Origin of the sequence: Actinomycetospora rhizophila, from assembly GCF_042657905.1 — a bacterium.
Classification (GTDB): domain Bacteria; phylum Actinomycetota; class Actinomycetes; order Mycobacteriales; family Pseudonocardiaceae; genus Actinomycetospora; species Actinomycetospora rhizophila.
Genome location: NZ_JBHSKG010000011.1, coordinates 22685 through 41241, shown reverse-complemented (window position 1 = coordinate 41241; position 18557 = coordinate 22685). Strand labels below are relative to the sequence as shown.

The following is an 18557-nucleotide window of genomic DNA, read 5'->3' as shown; positions in this document are numbered from 1 at the left end:
GTCGGACGTCCGGACGACCCGACCGTACTCGAAGTGAGAGTAAACTTCCGTTTAGGAACGCGTCGGGGGCGCCGGCGGCGGATACTCGTGGACATGAGCGAACCGAACGACGGGCGCGTCGTCCTCGTGACCGGGGCCGGGCGCGGGCTGGGCGTCGAGATCGCGCGGCAGCTGGTGGCCGCGGGCGCCACGGTGGTGGTCGCGGCCCGCGACGCCGGGGCGGGCGCGGCGACGGCCAAGGAGCTGGGCGACGGCGCCTGGCCGCTGACCCTCGACGTCACCGCGCCCGAGTCCGTGCAGGCCGCCGTGGAGGCGATCGACCGGCGCCACGGCCGGCTCGACGCGCTGGTCAACAACGCGGCGGTGAACTTCGACAGCGGCGCCGACCCCGTCACCGAGGACCTCGAGATCGCCGACGGGGCGTGGCGCACCAACGTCCTCGCGCCGTGGCGCCTCAGCCAGGCGTTCGCGCCGCTGCTGCGCGCGGGCCGCGACCCGGTGATCGTCAACGTCACCAGCGGGCTCGGGTCGCTGAGCCGCATGGGCGCCTCCTCGCCGGCCTACAGCGTGTCCAAGGCGGGCGCGAACGCGCTGACCCGCGTGTTCGCCGACGCGCTGACCCGCGACGGGATCGCGGTGCACGCGGTGTCGCCGGGCTGGACCGCCACCGACATGGGCGGGCCGAACGGACGCCCGATCGCCGACGGCGCGGCCGGGATCGTCGACGTCGTCCGCTCCCCCGGCGCCCACCCCTCCGGCTCGTTCCTGCAGGACGGCCAGCACGTCCCCTGGTGACCCACGTGAGCGAACTTCGGGGCTATGGCCCCGAAGTTCGCTCACGAACCGAGGGAGCGCGCCGCGTCGACGAAGTGGGCCACGGCGGGCGAGCGATCGGAGCGGCGCCAGGCCACCTGCAGCGCGACCATCGGCACGTCGCCCGACAACGGGCGGAACACCACGCCCGGCGGGCGCAGGTTCGCGTAGTACGCGGGCTGCAGGGACACCCCGAGGCCCGCGGCGACGAGACCGAGCTGGGTCTCGATGTCGGCGCCCTCGGCGACGATGTCAGGGCTGAACCCGTGGTCGCGGCAGTAGCTCGTGATGATGTCGAAGAACGCCGTGCCCAGCGGCCGCGGCCAGAGCACGAACGGCTCGTCGGCCAGCGCCTCGGGCTCGATCTCGTCGCAGCCCGCCAGCGGGTGGTCGTCGGGCAGCGCGGCGAGCAGCGGCTCGGACACGAGGTGCTCGACGGCCACCGTCTCGGTCGACGGCGCCGCGCGCACCAGCCCCACGTCGACCCGCCCGTCGGCGATCGCCACCAGCTGCGCCGCGGTGTCCTGCTGGGAGACCTCGAGCTGCAGGTCCGGGAACGACGCCCGCATCGACCGCAGGATGCGCGGGGTGATCGAGGCCAGGGCCGTGCCCACCGACCCGACGACGAGCAGCCCCACCGCCCCGTTCGACGCCTGCGTCACCAGCGACTGCGCGCGCTCGGCCTCGAACAGCACGCGCGGCGCCGCGTCGAGCAGCACCCGCCCGGCCGGCGTCAGCTCGGTGGCCCGGCTCGAGCGGTCGAACAGCGCCGCGCCGAGGGTCTTCTCCAGCGCGCGGATCTGCTGCGAGAGCGCCGGCTGGCTGACGTGCAGCCGCTTGGCCGCCCGGCTGAAGTGCAGCTCGGACGCCACGGTGAGGAACACCCGCAGCTGCCGCAGCTCGACGTCCATGAGGTGATCCTGCCCCCGGGGCGCCGCGAACGGGGCCCACTCATAAGTCCGACCTGATGAGAGCAGAGGCAGCCGCGATCGCCGATCCCGACCACGCGAGCGGGGGAACGGCGAGGGTGGGGCACAACCGAGTCATCGGAGTGATCACCGTGCCCCGCTCGCCCGACCTCCGCCACGTCGTCGTCGGGTGCGGGGGGCTCGGCGCCGCCGCGGCCTACTGGCTCGCCCGCGCCGTCGGCGGCCGCGCGCTCGTGCTCGAGCGCGACACCCTCGGCGGCGACGGCCAGGACCCCGCGCGGGTCCTCCGGTACGCCCAGCACCGCGACGCCGACGCCGCGCTGGCCCGCGAGGCCTACGCGACCTGGCGCGACGTCGAGCGCGTCTCCGGGCAGACGCTGGTCACCGAGACCGGCGGGCTGATCATCGAGGACGCGGGCCCGCGGCGGAGCCTCGGGGAGCGCGCCGCGGTCGCCGACCGCCACGACGTCGACTTCGAGCTCCTCGACGCCCGCGCCGTGGCGCGCCGCTGGCCGCAGTTCCGGCTCGCGGGCACCGAGGAGGCGCTCTACCAGCGCCGGACGGGCGTCGTCGACGCCGCGCGCGCCGACGCCACCCACGTCGCGCTCGCCCGCGGGCACGGCGCCGAGATCCGCGAGCACAGCCCCGTGCGCGCGCTGCGGCCCACCGCGGGCCACGTGGAGGTCGTCCTCGACGACGAGGTGATCCGCGCCGAGCGCGTGGTCGTCGCCGCCGGGGCGGGCACCAACGAGGTCCTCGACGGGCTGGTCGACCCGCTGCCGCTGACGGTCCGCCGGGAGCAGGTCACCTCCTTCGCGACGCCGAACCTCCTGGACTTCTCCCCCGCCCGCTTCCCGGTGTTCACCTGGCACGGCACCGACACCGTGCACGGCTTCCCCGTGGACGGCGAGGTCGTCACGAAGCTCGGGCACGAGGCCGCCACCGACGCCCGGCGCCGCCACGAGTTCCTCTCCGCGCACGTCCCCGGCTTCCTCGGCCCCGAGCGGCACACCAGGACGCGCCTGGCCACGGTCCCGGCCGACCAGCACCACGTGGTCGACACGCTGCCCGGTGAGCCCCGGGTCAGCGTCGGGGTCGGGGCCCGGGACGCGTTCACGTTCGCCTCGCTGATCGGGCGCATCCTCGCCGAGCTCGCGACCACCGGCGCCAGCCGGCGCCCCATCGGCTCCTTCGCCCTCGACCGCCCCGCCCTCGCCGCCGCGGCCTGACCTGTCGGTCAGCCTGGCGGCCACGCTCGCGTCAGACGTCAGTACCTCCCCCACGATCACCCCACCCGTGTGGGTGATCGTCGGCGCTCGACGGCGTGACGTCACCGCCTCGTGTGGCTGTCGAGACCGACACTGACCGCCGTCGGGATGCGTGATCACGGCGGAGATCAGGGGGCGGCATGGGCGCTCGAACGGTGGTGGCGGCGACGCTCGTGGCGGCGGCGCTGGTCCTGGGGGCGGTGCCCGCGACGGCGGCGGTCGGGACCGGGAGCCCGGGCAGCGGCGGTGACGGCAACCGCCGGGTCGCGCTCGGCGACTCCTGGGCTGCCGGCACCGCGGCCGGCGCCGTCGAGGCCGCGTCGGGGACGTGCCGACGCAGCCCCCTGGCCTACCCCGCGCTGCTCGCCCGCGCCGCCGGCGACACCGCCTGGACCTCGCGGGCCTGCGCGTCGGCGTCGGGCAGCGGCGGGAACGGGCAGTTCAGCTCGCTCTCGGACGCCACCGAGGTCGTCACCGCCACCGTCGGCGCCGACGCCACGGGCCTCGGCGCGCTGGCCGCTGCGTGCTCGAGCGCGGGCACCCCGGCGCGCTGCGACGAGGCCGCCGGTCGTTTCGACCGCGCCCTGCAGACGCTGCCCGGGTCGCTGGACGCGGCCCTCGCCGACATCCGCCGCCGTGCCCCGCGGGCCGCGGTGACCGTCACCGGCTACCCCCTGCTCGCCGAGGGCGCGGCGTGCCCGGCCGGGGCCGCCGACGCCGCACGGGCGACGCGCCTCGACGACGCCGTGAACCGCCTCGACACCGTGCTCGCCGAGCGCGTCGCCGCGGGCGGCATGCGCTTCGTCGACGTCCGCCCGGCCTTCGCGGGCCACGGTGTCTGCTCGCCGGCGCCCTGGGTCACCGCGTTCACCGAGGGCGAGGCGCTGCTCGCCGGCGGGCCGACCGCCGACGGGCACGCGCTCGGCGTCCTGCCCGCCCTCGCCGCGGCCGGACCGCTGCCCGCGCCCGCCCCGACCCCGACGGCGGCCCCCACCACGCCGGCACCGCCCGCGGACGGGCGCGCGGCGCCCGGGCTGTTCCCGGGCTGAGGCCCGTCAGCCGAAGACCTCGAAGCGCACCCGCGCCCGGCCGTCGTCGTCGCCCGTGGTCATCAGCACGACCTCGCGGGCCTGCTCGGCGACCGGGCGCGGGTCGAGTGCCGTGAGGTAGGCCGCGTGCTCGGAGAGCGACGCGATCGCGGCCTCCTGGTACCCCGTCACGTCCATCGCGTGGGTCGGCTGCGTCGAGGCCGCCACCGCGACACGCTTGACGCCGTCCCACGGCTCGAAGCCCTCGTCGACGAGCTCGGGGAAGATCCACCGGTTGCCGGCGTCGCCGACGGCGTCGATGGTCGCCCGGCCGACCGCGCGGTGGTCGGCGCTGTTCCACGCCCCGGCGCCGAACGTCTCGTGGTGGCTGTTGACGACCACCAGCTCCGGGCGGGCGCGGCGGATCTCGCGCGCGAGGTCGCGGCGCAGGTCGATCCCCTCGACCACCACGCCGTCGCGGTGGTCGAGGAACCGCACGTCGTGCACCCCGACCGCGGCCGCGCTGCGCCGCTCCTCGTCCTCGCGCACGGCGGCCGCCTTCTCCGGAGGCATGTCGGCGATCCCGGCCTCGCCGCGGGTCACCAGGACGTAGGACACCGCGCGCCCGCTCGCCGTCCACGCCGCGACGGCGGCGGCCGTGCCGTACTCGAGGTCGTCGGGGTGCGCGGCCACGGCCAGGACCCGCGCGAAGTCGTCGGGCAGGGCCGGCAGGTCGGTGCTCATGGCCCCCAGGGTGAGACCTCGAGCAAGGTCGAGGTCAAGCGTCCTGGTCGAGTCGCGCCGCGAGCCGCCGCGGCGCGATGTGGCGGTAGGCGTCGGTGACGACCTCGCGGACCTCGTCCCAGTCGGGCCCGCCGGGCTCGACGTCGAGCCGCAGACCCAGCCACCCGCGGTGCCCCACGTACGGCGGGACGAAGAACCGCTCGGGGTCGGCGGTGACCATCTCCTCCTGGGCCCCCTCGGGCGCGGCGGCCCAGAGGGCCAGGTGCTCGTCGCCGTGGTGGTACGCCACGTAGCTCACGAACATCTTGCGCACGAACCACGACGGCGACCCGTGGCTGATCTTCTCGGTGGTCTCGGGCAGCGCGAGACACACCTGGCGCAGGCGCTCGACCAGCTCGTCCGGGTCCACGCCCGGCATCCTGCCTACAGGGCCAGGGCGCTCACCAGGGTCGCGACGACGAACACCGCCAGGACGACCAGCGTGACGATCTTGATCCAAGGCCGGTGGGTGGTCACCCCGGGCTCGGAGGCGCCCTCGGTCGGGTCGGTGCGCTCGGCGGGCTCGGTCATCACGTTCCTCACGGACGGGACGGATCGGACACCGTCGAGGCTACCGAGCGGCGTGGCCGACGCTCGCGTGCCGGCCGGAGTTGGGTGCCGGCGTGCCCCGCCGCGCCGCGACCGGGTCCTCGACGTCCGCGCGGTGGCGGGGGCGGCGGGGTGCCGGGGTGTCCGCGTCCTCGGCGGCGTGCCGGCGACCGCCGGACCGCGGCGGGTCCCCGGACGTGCGGGCGCCGGCGGTGGCCAGCGGCCCCGAGATCGGCGAGGGCGCCCGGGGCGCCGGCGCGGCGTCGACCGGCAGCTCCGCGAGCACCGGGACGGGCGTGGACGGGTCGAGCGGGTCGGGCCGGGTGCTCCGCGGCGCGGGGCCGGGGCCGGTGCCGAAGGAGAGCGACGACCCACCTCCGGTGGGCCTCGCGGGCGCCGCCGCGGCACCGTTCCGGAAGGCGACGGTCGTCGGCTCGGGCAGCTCGGGGCGCCGGGCGGGGATCGCCACGCGCGCCGTCGCGGCGGGTGCGGGAGCCGGCCGCGCGGGGGCCGCCCGCGCGGCGGCCGGACGCGCGGTCGCCGGGGGACGCACGGCCTCGGTCCGGGCGGGCTCGGGAGGTGCGGGCGCCGGACGCGCGGGCGCCGGGGGACGCGCGGGCGCCGGGGGACGCACGACCTCGGTGCGGGCGGGCTCCGGACGTACCGCGGCCGGGCGGTCGGCGGCCGCGGCCGGGCGCACCGCCTCGGTGCGAGCGGCACGTTCCGCAGGCTCCGGCGCCTCTCGATCATGCGCACCGTGCCGGTCGCGCGCGGCCGGGCGCACCGCCTCGGTGCGGGCGGCACGGTCCGCAGGCTCCACCGCCGCGGACGCCGCCTCCTCCCGCCGCGGCCGGGGACGGGCCGGGCGGACGGGCACGGGGACGATCTCCTCGACCGGAGCGGCGGGGGCCGCGGCGGGTGCGGGCCGCCGGCGTTCGCGCAGGCGCGTGGCCGCGGCGGAGAGCAGGTAGCCGAAGCCGACGAGGCCCCAGAAGGCCACGACGACGATCTGGATGACGGTCGGGGGGTCGCTGAGCATCGCGACCTGCACGCCCGCGACCGCGAGGCCGGCGAGCCCGAGGACGAGCGCGAACCGTGAGCGGGTGGTCAGCTGCCACCGAGAACGCTGCTCCGTCTCCCGCGCCACGCACACCTCCTCGCCGGGCCCCAGGACCCGGACACCACGGACTCGCCCGGGGACGGTACGTGATCGGTTCGCCCGTTCGGGACGGACCACGCGTCATCCCCTCGGGTGACGCATCGGTGGCGGGGGGCGAAACGTAACGGTCAGGTCGCGGCCTGGCATCGGGCGCACCAGAACAGGTTGCGGCTCGCGTGCGTCCGTTTGCTGATCTCCGTGCGGCACACGCGGCACGGCTGGCCCGTCCGGCGGTAGACGTACACCTCGCGGCCACAGCTACGTCGGTGCGGCTGGTCGTGCTCGTGATCACACGACCGGTGCTCGGACCGGACGGTGTCGATCGCCCCGCGGCGCACGCCGTCGGCGAGCAGGTCGACGAGATCGGCCCACACCGCCTCCCACCGCTCGCGCCCGAGGTCGCGGCCCGGCAGCAGCGGGTCGAGGCCGTGCCGGAAGAGCACCTCGGCGCGGTAGACGTTGCCGACCCCGGCGATCACCGACTGGTCCATCAGCAGGGTCGCCAGCGGTGCGCGGGAGCGCGAGATGCGCGCCCAGGCGGTCTCGGGGTCGGTGTCGCGGCGCAGCGGGTCGGCGCCGAGCCGGGACCGCAGGCCGTCGACCTCGCCCTCGGTGAGCACCTCGCAGGCGATCGGGCCGCGCAGGTCGGCCCAGTGGTCCGGCCCGACCATGCGCATCCGGACCTGGCCGCGCGGCGGCGTCACGTCCCCGGTGTGCATCGAGAACTTGCCGTACAGCCCGAGGTGGACGTGCACGACGAGATCGTCGGCGTAGACGTGGAACAGGTGCTTGCCGTGGGCGTCGGCGCGCTGCAACACCCGGCCGTCGACCAGCTCGGCGTCCTGCGCGAACCGGCCCTGCGGGGACGACACGGCCACCTCGTGGCCCACGAAGCGTCGGGTGTGGGTGCGCGCGAGGCGGCGGATCGTGTGGCCTTCGGGCACGCGCCCGCCTACCCCGCCCCGGAGCCGGTCACTCCTCCGGCCGTCACTCCTCGGGCAGGGCCGGGGGCACGCCCGTCTGCTCGTAGGCGGTGAGCATGTCGATGCGGCGCTGGTGGCGCCCGCCCTCGAACGCGGTCGCGAGGAAGGCGTTGACGATCTCGGTGGCCTGCTCGGCGGTGTGCATCCGCGCGCCGACGGCGACGACCTGCGCGTTGTTGTGCTTGCGCGCAAGCTGGGCGGTCTCGACGCTCCACGCGAGCGCCGCGCGGCAGCCCGGGACCTTGTTGGCGGCGATCTGCTCACCGTTGCCGGACCCGCCGATGACGATGCCGAGGCTGCCCTCCGCCGACACCGTCCGCAGGCCCGTCTGGACGCAGAACGGCGGATAGTCGTCGTTGGGGTCGAGCTCGGCGGGGCCGACGTCCACGACGTCGTGGCCGGCCTTGGCCAGCTCGCGCAGCAGATGGGCCTTGAGCTCGAACCCGGCGTGGTCCGATCCGACGAAGACGCGCACCCGCGCAGTCTCGCAGGTGCGGGGAGCGACGCGACGAGGCCCACGATCGGGCCCTGGGAAACATTCCCGTGACACGTCCGGCCTAGTTTGTCGCCATGTCACTGACGCCCGCCCGCGACGTCGTCATCGGGGTGGAGGAGGAGTTCCACCTCGTCGACCTCGAGTCGCGGTCGGCCGTGCCCCGCGTGCCCGAGCTGCTCGACGAGCTGCAGTCGCTCGACGGCGAGGCGTTCGCCGCCGAGCTCAAGCCCTCGATCATCGAGACGAACTCGCGGTCGACGACGGACCTCGCCGACCTGCGCACCGACCTGGTGCGCCTGCGCGGGATGCTCGCCCACATCGCCGACGCGCGCGGTCTCGGCGTGGTCGGCGCCGGCAGCGTGCCGCTGATCGACGGGTCGGCCCAGGGGATCACGCCGTCGCCGCGCTACGAGCGGATGCGCGACGAGTACCAGATGCTCGCGTTCGAGCAGCAGATCTGCGGCACCCAGGTGCACGTCGACGTCCCCGACCGCGACGCGGCGATCGCCGTCATGCAGCACAGTGCGCCATGGCTGCCGGTGCTGCTCGCGCTCTCGGCCAGCTCGCCGTTCTGGAAGAGCGAGGACACCGGCTACGCGAGCAGCCGCACGCTCGCCTGGCACCGCTGGCCCACCGCCGGTCCCCCGGCGCCCCTGCGCGACGCCGCCGACTACGACGCGCTCATCGGCGACCTGCTCGCCTCCGGGACGATGTCCGACCCCGGCATGGTCTATTTCGACATGCGGCCCTCGGCGCACCAGGACACGGTCGAGGTCCGCATCTGCGACGCCGGCCCGAGCGTCGACGGCGTCGTGCTCATCGCGGGCCTGTCGCGGGCGCTGGTGCGCCACGGGGTGCGCGCGCACCTCGAGGGCCGGCCGACCCCGTCGTACCGCGCGGAGCTGCTGCGGGCAGCGAGCTGGCGGGCCGCGCGCTCGGGCCTCGAGGGCGACCTCGTCGACGTGGCCGGCCGCGACCTCGTGCCGCCGTCGCGCGCGGTGCGCCTGATGCTCGAGCATCTCGCCGACGACCTCGACGAGGCCGGCGACCGCGCCGTCGTCGAGGAGCTGGCGCTCGAGGCGCTGGCCCGCGGCAGCTCGGCGGCCCGCCAGCGCCAGCGCGCCAACCGCAGCGGCGGTCTCGAGGCCGTCGTCGACATGCTCGTCGCCGAGACCCGCGGCGCTCCCGACTCCCCCGTCGACGCGCCCGTGGGCAAGACGGTGGCCCCGGTGCTGCTCGCCGACTACGTCCCGCCCGGGTTCGACGAGGCGGTCGCCGAGGACGGCACGGTGCGCCCGGCGTACTCGTGGCTGGTCTCGACCCTCGAGCGGATCGGGCCGTCCGGCCTGCTCGTCCACGAGAAGAGCCGCGACGCCGAGCAGCGCGCCCGCAGCATGTTCTTCCCGCAGGGCGAGGACGCCGAGCGGCTCTTCCCCCTCGACCTGGTCCCCCGCCTGATCAGGCCCGGCGAGTGGGCGACCCTGTCCGAGGGGCTGATCCAGCGCGCCCGTACCTGCGAGGCCCTGCTGCAGGACCTCCACGGCGAGCGCGCCTGCCTGCACGACGGCGTGCTGCCCGAGGCCGCGCTGCGCTGGATCCCGCGACCCCACGAGGCCGCGATGAACCTGCCCCCGGCCTCCGTGCGCGCGCTGGTGAGCGGGCTCGACCTCGTCTGCGACGCCGACGGCGAGTGGAAGGTGCTCGAGGACAACCTGCGCATCCCCTCGGGCATCGGGTTCGCGATCGCCGACCGCCGCGTGATCCGCAGCGTCCTGCCCGAGCTCCAGGCCCCCGACGGGGTGCTCGACGCCGACGACGGCCCGGCGATGCTGCGCGACGCGCTGCTCGCGTGCGCCCCGCCGGCGGCCGGCAGCGACCCGGTGCTCGCCGTCGTCACCGAGGGACCGAGCGACGCGGCGCACTACGAGCACCGCCTGCTCGCCGAGGAGATGGGCGTGCCGCTGCTCACGCCCGGCGAGCTCCGCGCCGCCGCCGGGATGATCACGATCGCGGCGAGCGGGCGGCCCGTCGACGTCCTCTACCGGCGCATCGACGAGGAGGTCCTGTTCGCCGCCACCGACGCGTCCGGCGTGCGGCTCGGCGACCCCGTCCAGGAGGCCGTGCGGACGGGCCGGCTGACCCTGGCCAACGCGCCGGGCAACGGCCTCGTCGACGACAAGGGCGTCTACCCCTTCGTCTCGGCGCTCACCGAGTACTACCTGGGCGAGAAGGCGACCCTCGCGGCGGTCCCGACCTGGTCGTGCGCCGATCCCGAGCAGCGCGAGCACGTCCTGGCGCACCTCGACGAGCTGGTGCTCAAGCCCGTCGACGGATTCGGCGGGCAGGGCATCGTCGTCGGCCCGTACGCGAGCGCCGAGGAGCTCGAGGCGGCCGCCGCCGCGGTGCGCGCGGAGCCCGCCGGCTTCGTCGCGCAGGAGACCATCCGGATCTCCACGCACCCCACCTTCACCGGCACGGCGCTCGAACCGCGGGCTGTCGACCTGCGCGCGTTCGTCGTCCTCGCGCCGACCCCGACGGTGCTGCCGACGCCGCTCACACGAGTCGCGCCCGCGGACTCCCTCGTGGTCAACTCCTCGCGCGGTGGGGGCTCGAAGGACACCTGGATCCTGCGCTGAACGCGCGCACGACGAGCGAGGAGGACACCTGTGTGCGGCATCGCCGGTGAGTTCCGGTTCGACGGCCGTGCGGCCGAGGTCGCGACGGTGCTGGACATGGCCCAGGTGCTCGAGCCCCGCGGGCCCGACGGCTGGGGGATCGTCGGCCACGGGCCGCTGGCGCTCGCCCACCAGCGACTCAAGATCATCGACCTGTCCGAGGCCGGCGCCCAGCCGATGGTCGACGCGGAGCTCGGCCTGACCGCCGTGTTCAACGGGATCATCTACAACTACAAGGAGCTCCGCGAGGAGCTGCACGCGCAGGGCTACCGGTTCTTCTCCACCTCGGACACCGAGGTGCTGCTCAAGGCCTTCCACCGCTGGGGGAAGGCCTGCGTCGAGCGCTTCAAGGGCATGTTCGCGTTCGCCGTGGCCGACCGGCGCACCGGCGAGCTCGTGCTCGGTCGCGACCGCCTGGGGATCAAGCCGCTCTACGTCGCCCAGGTCACCGGCGCCCTGCGCTTCGCGTCGTCGCTGCCCGCCCTGCTCGCGGGCGGCGGGCTGAACACCGACGTCGACCGCGTCGCCCTCCACCACTACATGAGCTTCCACTCGGTGGTGCCCGCACCGCGCACGATCCTGCAGGGCGTGCGCAAGCTCCCGCCGGCGACCGTCCGCACCGTCTCCCCCGACGGCGGCACCGACGACTGGGTCTACTGGGAGCCGAGCTTCACCCGCGACGGGGAGCGGTCGGCGCAGGAGTGGGCCGAGACCGCGTTGACCTCGCTGCGCACCGCCGTCGAGCGCCGCATGGTCGCCGACGTGCCGGTCGGCGTGCTGCTCTCCGGCGGCATCGACTCGTCGATCGTCGTGGCCCTGCTCGCCGAGATGGGCCAGAAGGACCTCAAGACCTTCTCGATCGGCTTCGAGGCCGAGGCGGGCCAGAGCGGCGACGAGTTCGACTACTCCGACCTGGTCGCGAAGACCTACGGCACCGACCACACCCGGTTCAAGGTGCCGAAGCACGAGACCGACGACGCGCTGGCGGGCGCGGTCGCGGCGATGGCCGAGCCGATGGTCAGCCACGACGTCGTCGCCTTCTACCTGCTCTCGCGCGAGGTCTCGAAGTCGATCAAGGTGGTGCAGTCGGGCCAGGGCGCCGACGAGATCCTCGGCGGCTACGACTGGTACCCGCCGCTGGCCGGGGTGCCGCGCGACGGCGCGCTCGACTCCTACCAGAAGGCGTTCTTCGACCGCCCGCACAGCGAGGTCGCCCAGCTCCTGACGCCCGAGGCGCTCGTCGACGACGACGTCAGCCGCGCGTTCGTCGCCGAGCACTTCGGCCGGCCCGGCGCCGACTCGGCCGTCGACGCGGCGCTGCGCCTCGACACCACGATCATGCTCGTCGACGATCCCGTGAAGCGCGTCGACAACATGACGATGGCGTGGGGCCTCGAGGCGCGCGTGCCGTTCCTCGACCACGAGTTCGTCGAGACGATGGGCGCCTGCCCGCCCGAGTACAAGCTCGCCGACGGCGGCAAGGGCGTGCTCAAGGCCGCCGCGCGCGGGGTGCTGCCCGACGAGATCATCGACCGGAAGAAGGGCTACTTCCCGGTGCCGGCGATCCGCCAGCTCTCCGGGCCGGTCCTCGAGCGCGTCCGCGGCGCCCTCACCGACCCCGCCGCCACCTCGCGCGGCATCTTCCGTCCCGACGCCGTGACGCAGATGCTCGACGACCCCAACTCGTCGCGCACCAACCTGGGCGCCAACGCCCTGTGGCAGGTCGCACTCCTGGAGATGTGGCTCCAGGCGCACGGCATCACCTGACGTACGGTGCGGCGGTGGACGAGTGGATCAGCGCGACGCGTTGCTGGTCGCCCAGCCCCTCCCCGGACGGGACCACGATCGCGTTCGTCTGGGACGGCGACGGCCGGCCACAGGTGCGGATGCACCGCCGCGCCACCGGCGAGGAGTGGTCGCTCGACACCGGTGAGGACCTCGTCTCCACCGTGCGCTGGTCGCCCGACGGCGCCTGGCTGGCCGTCGAGACCGCGCCCGACGGCGGCGAGCGCACCCAGGTCGCGATCGTCCGCCCGGACGGCACCGACCTGCGGCCCGTGCGGGGCGTGGGCGACGGCGACCGCGGCGCGGTCACCCTCGACCGCTTCACCCACACGGGATCGGTCCTCGCGATCACCGAGTCGGACACCGAGACGACGACGGCCTGGCTGGTCGACGCCGACTCCGGCCAGCGCCGGCGCCTGGGGTCCGGGCACGCCCTGCAGATCCTCGACGTGAGCCGCGACCGGCGCCGCGTGCTGCTGCGCCGCGGCCGCCGCGGCTCCCGGCACGTCGGCATCGTCGACCTCGACGGCACCGAGGGCTGGCACGAGGTCGACTCCTCGCGCGGTCCGGGTGGTCCCCCGGGCGCCGTGGAGCACCCGGTCGCCATCACCTACGACTCAAGCGTCGTCGCCGGCCGCTTCACCCCCGACGGCACCAAGATGCTGCTGCTCACCGACGGCGGGCGCGAGCGGGCCGCCCTCGTGGCGGTCGACGTCGCCACCGACGCGAGCCCCATGACCCCCGAGGTCCTCGCCGAGCGCGAGGACGCCGAGCTCGAACGCTTCGCGCTCACCGAGGACGCCGGGCTCGCCGCGCTCGTGTGGAACGTCGAGGGACGCAGCGAGGTCGACCTGCTCGACCTGGGCTCCGGCACGTGCTCGGCGTACGCCCCGCCCGGCGACGTCGTCACCCACGCGGTCTTCAGTCACGACGGCGACTCGCTGGTGATGGGCATCCAGTCCCCCGAGGTCCCGGCCGCCGTCTGGTGCCACGAGCTCTCGTCGGACACCACGGCGCTGATCTGCCCGCAGGAGGAGCCGCGCTGGTCACCGGGCCAGCTCGTGCACCCGACGCTCGAGGTCGTCACCACCCCCGACGGCCTGCGCCTGCCCGGCTGGCTCTACCGCCCGCGCGGGCAGTCGGGCCCCTTCCCCACGGTGATCTACCTGCACGGTGGGCCCGAGGCGCAGGAGCGCCCGGTGTTCACCCCGCTCTACCAGCACCTGCTCGCCCGCGGCGTCGCCGTCTACGCGGCCAACGTGCGCGGCTCATCGGGCTTCGGGCGCTCGTTCGTCAACGCCGACAACGGCGCCGGGCGCTTCGCCGCGATCCGCGACGTGGCCACGTGCGTCGAGCACCTCGTCGAGAGCGGCGTCGCCGACCCCGCGCGCGTCGCCGTGATGGGCCGCTCCTACGGCGGTTACCTGACCCTCGCCGCGCTCGTGAACCACCCCGAGCTGTTCGCCGTCGGCATCGACGTGTGCGGCATGGCCGACTTCGAGACGTTCTTCGCGCGCACCGAGCCGTGGATCGCCGACGCCGCGGTCGGCGAGTACGGCCACCCCATCCACGACCGCAACCTGCTGCGCGAGCTCTCCCCCGTGCACCGCATGGAGCACCTGCGCGCGCCGCTGCTCGTCGTGCACGGCAAATGGGACACCAACGTGCCCGTGCACGAGGCCGAGCTCGCCGTCCACGGCGCCAAGGCCGCCGGCGTGCCCGTCCGCTACCTGCTCTTCGACGACGAGGGCCACGAGATCCAGCGCACCGAGAACCGGGTGCGCTTCATCCACGAGTGCGTCGACTGGCTCGCCGAGCACTTCGGGCTCGCCGAGCGCGCGGACGCGGGGTAGCTCGCCACCCCGACTTCTCCCGAACGCACCCTGCGGTCGGTGCGCCCCTGCCAACATCCGGTCGACGGCGACGATCGGACGGGGGCCGCGTGACCGCACCGGGCGAGGGGTTCGACGTCCGCCCCGAGGAGCTGCGGGCGGGCGCGGCGGCGCTGCGCGGCGACGCGGAGGCCCTGGTGGCGGCGTGCCGGGCGGCCTCGGCGGCCATCGCGTCGGCCTCCGGCGCCTGCGGCACCGAACCGCTGGCGTCGGCCGCGTCCCGGTTCGGGCAGGCGCTGGACGGCGCCGGCGGCGCCGCGGCGAGGCGGGTCACCGACGCGGCCGCGTCCCTCGAGGCCTCGGCGAGCACGTACGTCGCCCGCGACGGGGGCGTCGCCGACGGGCTGGGCGGGCCTGCGGTCCCCGGGGCGCCGCCGGTCGTGCTGCCCGGTCTGGGCGGGAACTGATGCCGGGCCCCCCCGGCGATCCGGGCGCGGTCGAGGCGGCCGCCGACGCCCTCGATCGCGCCGCGCAGGAGATCGCCGCTCTCGGCGAGGGGGTCGCGGGTCACGGGCGCGCCGCGACGGCGGGATGGTCGGGGATCGCGGCCGTGCTCGCGGCGACGAACGTCGGGACGGCCGCCACCGGCGCCCGCACCATCGCCGACGCCGCCCGCGCCGCGGTCGCGCCGATGCGGGTGTTCGCGGCCGAGCTCCGCCGCGCGCAGCAGGACTGGCTCGAGGGCGAGCGGATGGCCCTGCAGGGCCAGGCGCTCCTCGTGGGCGTCGGCTCCGGCGCCCCCGCCGACGCGGCGCGGGAGGCCGGACGCCTCGCCTACCAGGACGGCACCGCCGTCATGCTGGCCGCCGAGGACCGCGCCCGCACCGCCGCCGAGGACGCGGCGCGCGCCCTCGATGCGGCCGGCGCGGGACTGGCGAGCCTCCTCCCCGCGCCGCCGGCCCCGCCCGACGGCAACGCGTGGGACGGGCTGGTGAAGGCCGGCGGGGACGTCGTCGACGAGGTCACCGACACCGTCGGCGGCGTCATCGACCACGTCAACGTCGTCGACGACGACTTCGGGGACACGTGGGCGAGGACCTGGGAGACCACCCAGGCCGCCGTCACCGACCCGCTCGGCGCCGTCGGGGCGATGGTCCAGGGCACCGTCGCGCCGGTCGTCGATTCGTACCGGACCGGCGGCCTGGACGAGGCGATCGGCCGCAGCCCCGGCGTCATCGCCGCGGCCCTGGGCGGCAAGGGGCTCACGAAGCTCGGACGCCTCGACGACCTTCCGGTGCACGGACCGGACCCGCGGCCGTCGACGCCGCTCGCCCCTCACGGCGGGCTCCAGCGGCACGAGGATGCCGGCGGACACACGCTGAACCCGGAGAGAGCGCACATCGGGGCGACCGACCAGGAGCTCCTCGACCGCCAGGCCACGATGAGGCGGCCCACGTCGATCTCCAGCTTCGACGACCGCCAGACCGCGGAGCGCTCGGTCCACGACAACATCGCCGCCAACCGAGACCGCATCGAACGGTGGTTACGGTCGTACCCCGCGGACGCCGAGCCCTTCGAGTGGCAGCACGGGCACCCGATCGGTCGCTCGGCCCCGAAGAACGCGACGGGAGTCGACGACGTCGTCGACGCCACGTGGTCTCGTGTCGTGCTGCAACCAGACCCGAGCGCACCTGGTGGCTACTACATCCTGACGTCCTACCCGCGGCCGTGACGGAGGAGGCTCGTGAAGATCGACAGAGACGCGGAGGAGTGGGCGTCGCTGCGCAAACTGCTCGTGGCGTCCTTCAACCAGGATTTCGCGGAAATCTGGGGGTCGCCGGAGGACGTCGTCCTCGCCTTCTGTCGAGACGCGCCCGCGGAGAGCCGAGCTGCGGCCGACGCCATCGCCACGCTCCTCGACGGCACGGCGGACGACACCGACACGCTCCGCGCCCTCGAACCCCTCGGGCGTGATCACCGCCCCGAAGCCGCCGGGTGGTCGATCCGCGACTGGCTCGCCGAGGTGGAGCGCGTCCTCCGTGACCCGACCCCACCAACGAGGCTCAACGAGCGGCGCGGCCCGTCATGGCGATCCAGGAGCACCCATGGACATTGATCCGAAGGCCGAGGAGTGGGCCGGCCTCCGGACGCTCCTCGGTGCGTACTTCAACCAGGACTTCGAGGACATCCATGGATCGCCGACGGACACCGTCCGGGCGTTCTGCCGCGATGCCGCGCCGGAGAAGGTCGCGAACGCGGCAGACGGGGCGCGCCGCATCCTGGACGGCACCGCGAGTGAGGAGGAGGCCCTGCACGTCGTCCGACAGTTCGGGCTCGACTATCACCCGGAGGCGGAGGGCTGGCAGATCCGCGACTGGCTCGCGGAGCTCGAGCGGTTCCTGCGCGATCCCGAGGGCCCGACGCGGCTCGACTGGCCTCACGAATCAACGGAGTCGCCGCGGTGACCGACCCACGCATCGACCTCGACAGCATCGCCTGGGACTGGCAGCCCGGGAGGCAGGACGTCACGCCGTCCGGCCGGTCGATCGAGTCGTCGAGCTTCACCGACCGCGAGGTCGCGGAGCACTCCGTCGCGGCGAACCTCGCCGGCAACGCGGCCGTCGTCCGGGCCTGGCTCGCCACGGCCCGCCCGATGCTCGGGACCACGTGGGAGCACGGCACCGTCACCGGACGGCACGTACCCAAGTGGGCGGGGACCGCCGCCGACATCGACGACGTCACGGCGTCGCTCGTCGTGCTGCGCCGGGACCCGACCATGTCCGAGGGCTACCACGTGCACACCGCCTACCCGGTGCCCTGGCGTCGGATCGACGGCGCCGACCCGACGGCCGCGGAGTGGCAGGCCCTCGCCGGGCTCTTCAGCGGTTACCTGAACCAGGACGTGGGCGACGACCACGGGTCGGTCGAGGGCGGGCTGGTGGCCTTCGCGCAGCAGTGGCCGCGCGACGACGTGTGGGCGGCGACGGGCCAGGCGCAGCGACTGCTCGAGCTCTTCCCGGGCGAGGACGCCACGCGGGCGGCCGCCGAGTCGCTGGGCCTCGAGTACCACCCGCCGTCGGCGGGCCAGTCCTACCGGCGGTGGCTGGACGATCTCCAGCAGATCCTCTGGCGCGCGGTGCCCTGACCCCTACCGCAGCTCCGCGCGCCGGAACACCGCGACGAGCCCGGCGAGCACCACCGCGGGCGCGAGCAGCCAGAACGGTCGGGCCAGCACCCAGCCCGCGTCCGGCACCCCACCCGGCGCCGCCCCGAGGTGCTCCACCACGAGGAACACCGCGGCGAAGCCCGTCATGTGCCACACGAAGAGCGTCATCGCCGTCGCGTTGACCGCGACCACGCACCGCCACGGCCGGCGCCGCCGCAGCAGGCGGTCCGCGGCGGGGGCGAGGAGCGCCACGAGCCCGAGCTGCAGGACGGCCAGGGCGACGACCGCCGGCGTCGTCGGCCACAGGTTCGCGCCGACCATCGACCGCGGGTAGCCGAGCACGCCCGTCGCCACCACGAGCGACCCGAGCCCGACACCGGCGACCGCCAGCGCCACCCCGCCCGGCACTCGCCCATGGTCCCGCCACAGGTAGCCGAGCTGGTGGACGAGCAGCCACACCAGCGCCGAGGACATGACGCCCGCGACCGGCAGCGCGCCGGCCCGCCGCAGCGTCTCGGCGAGCACCACCACGAGCAGCAGCGCGCCGAGGGTCGCCGCCGGGGCCCGCCGGTGCCGGCCCGCCGTCACCGGCACCAGGGCCGTGACCAGCGCATACACCCCGAGGAACCACAGCGGCGTCAGCACGCCCGGGAACCACGCCACCAGCGGGCTCGCCGCTCCGGCGAGCGTCGCGACCACCTCGACCCCCGCCCACAGGACGACCCACACCCCCACCGGCGCGAGCAGCCGCCGGGCCCGCCGCCGCAGGAACACCCCCGCGCGGTGCCCCGCGGCGTCCCACCCGGCCAGGTTCGCGAACCCGCCGACGACGAAGAACAGCGGCATCACCTGCAGCGCCCACGTCGCCGCCCACCCCAGCGGCACGGCATCCACCGGGTTCGGCATGACGATCACGCCGTCCGCGCCGCGGTGCGTCAGCGACCCGACCCAGTGCCACAGGATCACGACGACGATCGCGGCGGCGCGGACGCCGTCGACCAGCCGGTCGCGCCCCGCCGGGGTCGCGTCGGCGAGGGCCGCGACGCCGGCGGGCGCGCGGTGCCCGTCGCCCCGGTCGGTCGTCACGTACG

Annotated in this window: 19 protein-coding genes; 11 read left to right on the top strand and 8 right to left on the bottom strand. The window is 75.3% G+C overall.

Annotation, left to right across the window (positions count from 1 at the left end):
* Positions 1-93: 93 nt before the first annotated feature.
* Complete coding sequence (locus ACFPK1_RS19905; protein ID WP_378022681.1) at positions 94-795, top strand: SDR family NAD(P)-dependent oxidoreductase; 702 nt, start codon at positions 94-96, stop codon at positions 793-795.
* 41 nt (positions 796-836) lie between these two features.
* Here ACFPK1_RS19905 and ACFPK1_RS19900 read toward each other — a convergent pair whose 3' ends face one another.
* A complete protein-coding gene (locus ACFPK1_RS19900) occupies positions 837-1724 on the bottom strand; it encodes a LysR substrate-binding domain-containing protein (RefSeq protein ID WP_378022680.1) in 888 nt (295 codons plus the stop codon).
* A 140-nt stretch (positions 1725-1864) separates the two neighbouring features.
* Here ACFPK1_RS19900 and ACFPK1_RS19895 point away from each other — a divergent pair, with 140 nt between their 5' ends.
* Both ACFPK1_RS19895 and ACFPK1_RS19890 read left to right on the top strand, forming a co-directional pair.
* Positions 1865-2971 (top strand): FAD-dependent oxidoreductase, encoded by a 1107-nt coding sequence (locus tag ACFPK1_RS19895; RefSeq protein ID WP_378022679.1) that lies wholly within the window; start codon positions 1865-1867, stop codon positions 2969-2971.
* A gap of 179 nt (positions 2972-3150) precedes the next feature.
* The gene (locus ACFPK1_RS19890; protein WP_378022678.1) at positions 3151-4059 is read left to right on the top strand and encodes a GDSL-type esterase/lipase family protein; all 909 of its coding nucleotides are present in this window, start codon (positions 3151-3153) and stop codon (positions 4057-4059) included.
* A 6-nt stretch (positions 4060-4065) separates the two neighbouring features.
* On the opposite strand, the gene ACFPK1_RS19885 is transcribed toward ACFPK1_RS19890, so the two are convergent.
* The 6 genes from ACFPK1_RS19885 to ACFPK1_RS19860 all read right to left on the bottom strand — a co-directional run bounded on the left by ACFPK1_RS19885 (position 4066) and on the right by ACFPK1_RS19860 (position 7987).
* On the bottom strand, positions 4066-4782 hold the full coding sequence (locus tag ACFPK1_RS19885) for a PIG-L deacetylase family protein (protein ID WP_378022677.1): 717 nt from the start codon (positions 4780-4782) through the stop codon (positions 4066-4068).
* A gap of 34 nt (positions 4783-4816) precedes the next feature.
* Entirely contained in the window at positions 4817-5191 is a 375-nt protein-coding gene (locus ACFPK1_RS19880; protein WP_378022676.1) for an MmcQ/YjbR family DNA-binding protein, read from the bottom strand.
* 14 nt (positions 5192-5205) lie between these two features.
* A complete protein-coding gene (locus tag ACFPK1_RS19875; RefSeq protein WP_378022675.1) occupies positions 5206-5352 on the bottom strand; it encodes a hypothetical protein in 147 nt (48 codons plus the stop codon).
* A gap of 40 nt (positions 5353-5392) precedes the next feature.
* Entirely contained in the window at positions 5393-6517 is a 1125-nt protein-coding gene (locus ACFPK1_RS19870; RefSeq protein WP_378022674.1) for a hypothetical protein, read from the bottom strand.
* Positions 6518-6657: 140 nt separating this feature from the next.
* On the bottom strand, positions 6658-7473 hold the full coding sequence (locus ACFPK1_RS19865) for an Fpg/Nei family DNA glycosylase (protein WP_378022673.1): 816 nt from the start codon (positions 7471-7473) through the stop codon (positions 6658-6660).
* A gap of 43 nt (positions 7474-7516) precedes the next feature.
* A complete protein-coding gene (locus ACFPK1_RS19860) occupies positions 7517-7987 on the bottom strand; it encodes a ribose-5-phosphate isomerase (RefSeq protein WP_378022672.1) in 471 nt (156 codons plus the stop codon).
* A gap of 95 nt (positions 7988-8082) precedes the next feature.
* On the opposite strand from ACFPK1_RS19860, the gene ACFPK1_RS19855 reads away from it, so the two are divergent.
* The 8 genes from ACFPK1_RS19855 (at position 8083) to ACFPK1_RS19820 (ending at position 17445) form a co-directional block, all read left to right on the top strand.
* The gene (locus tag ACFPK1_RS19855) at positions 8083-10644 is read left to right on the top strand and encodes a glutamate--cysteine ligase (protein ID WP_378022671.1); all 2562 of its coding nucleotides are present in this window, start codon (positions 8083-8085) and stop codon (positions 10642-10644) included.
* A gap of 30 nt (positions 10645-10674) precedes the next feature.
* On the top strand, positions 10675-12450 hold the full coding sequence (locus tag ACFPK1_RS19850; RefSeq protein ID WP_378022670.1) for an N-acetylglutaminylglutamine amidotransferase: 1776 nt from the start codon (positions 10675-10677) through the stop codon (positions 12448-12450).
* Positions 12451-12464: 14 nt separating this feature from the next.
* Positions 12465-14321, top strand: coding sequence for a S9 family peptidase (locus ACFPK1_RS19845; RefSeq protein WP_378022669.1), 1857 nt, complete (start codon positions 12465-12467; stop codon positions 14319-14321).
* Positions 14322-14410: 89 nt separating this feature from the next.
* Positions 14411-14767, top strand: coding sequence for a type VII secretion target (locus ACFPK1_RS19840; protein ID WP_378022668.1), 357 nt, complete (start codon positions 14411-14413; stop codon positions 14765-14767).
* Entirely contained in the window at positions 14767-16032 is a 1266-nt protein-coding gene (locus ACFPK1_RS19835; RefSeq protein ID WP_378022667.1) for an RNase A-like domain-containing protein, read from the top strand. The genes ACFPK1_RS19840 and ACFPK1_RS19835 overlap by 1 nt, the downstream gene beginning before the upstream one ends.
* A gap of 12 nt (positions 16033-16044) precedes the next feature.
* Complete coding sequence (locus tag ACFPK1_RS19830; RefSeq protein WP_378022666.1) at positions 16045-16416, top strand: contact-dependent growth inhibition system immunity protein; 372 nt, start codon at positions 16045-16047, stop codon at positions 16414-16416.
* On the top strand, positions 16406-16765 hold the full coding sequence (locus ACFPK1_RS19825) for a contact-dependent growth inhibition system immunity protein (protein ID WP_378022665.1): 360 nt from the start codon (positions 16406-16408) through the stop codon (positions 16763-16765). The genes ACFPK1_RS19830 and ACFPK1_RS19825 overlap by 11 nt, the downstream gene beginning before the upstream one ends.
* Positions 16762-17445 carry a contact-dependent growth inhibition system immunity protein gene (locus tag ACFPK1_RS19820; protein ID WP_378022664.1) on the top strand — a complete coding sequence of 228 codons (684 nt, stop codon included), beginning with the start codon at positions 16762-16764 and terminating at the stop codon, positions 17443-17445. Before ACFPK1_RS19825 ends, ACFPK1_RS19820 begins: the two co-directional genes overlap by 4 nt.
* A gap of 3 nt (positions 17446-17448) precedes the next feature.
* Here ACFPK1_RS19820 and ACFPK1_RS19815 read toward each other — a convergent pair whose 3' ends face one another.
* Positions 17449-18552: an acyltransferase family protein gene (locus ACFPK1_RS19815; protein ID WP_378022663.1), complete on the bottom strand. Its 1104-nt coding sequence runs from the start codon at positions 18550-18552 to the stop codon at positions 17449-17451.
* Between the last annotated feature and the right edge of the window lie 5 nt (positions 18553-18557).

Bases quoted from the DNA above. Each gene is read 5' to 3' on its own strand.
- ACFPK1_RS19885 (WP_378022677.1), bottom strand. From the start codon at position 4,782: ATGAGCACCGACCTGCCGGCCCTGCCCGACGACTTCGCGCGGGTCCTG.
- ACFPK1_RS19900 (WP_378022680.1), bottom strand. From the start codon at position 1,724: ATGGACGTCGAGCTGCGGCAGCTGCGGGTGTTCCTCACCGTGGCGTCC.
- ACFPK1_RS19890 (WP_378022678.1), top strand. From the start codon at position 3,151: ATGGGCGCTCGAACGGTGGTGGCGGCGACGCTCGTGGCGGCGGCGCTG.
- ACFPK1_RS19905 (WP_378022681.1), top strand. From the start codon at position 94: ATGAGCGAACCGAACGACGGGCGCGTCGTCCTCGTGACCGGGGCCGGG.
- ACFPK1_RS19835 (WP_378022667.1), top strand. From the start codon at position 14,767: ATGCCGGGCCCCCCCGGCGATCCGGGCGCGGTCGAGGCGGCCGCCGAC.
- ACFPK1_RS19825 (WP_378022665.1), top strand. From the start codon at position 16,406: ATGGACATTGATCCGAAGGCCGAGGAGTGGGCCGGCCTCCGGACGCTC.
- ACFPK1_RS19855 (WP_378022671.1), top strand. From the start codon at position 8,083: ATGTCACTGACGCCCGCCCGCGACGTCGTCATCGGGGTGGAGGAGGAG.
- ACFPK1_RS19875 (WP_378022675.1), bottom strand. From the start codon at position 5,352: ATGACCGAGCCCGCCGAGCGCACCGACCCGACCGAGGGCGCCTCCGAG.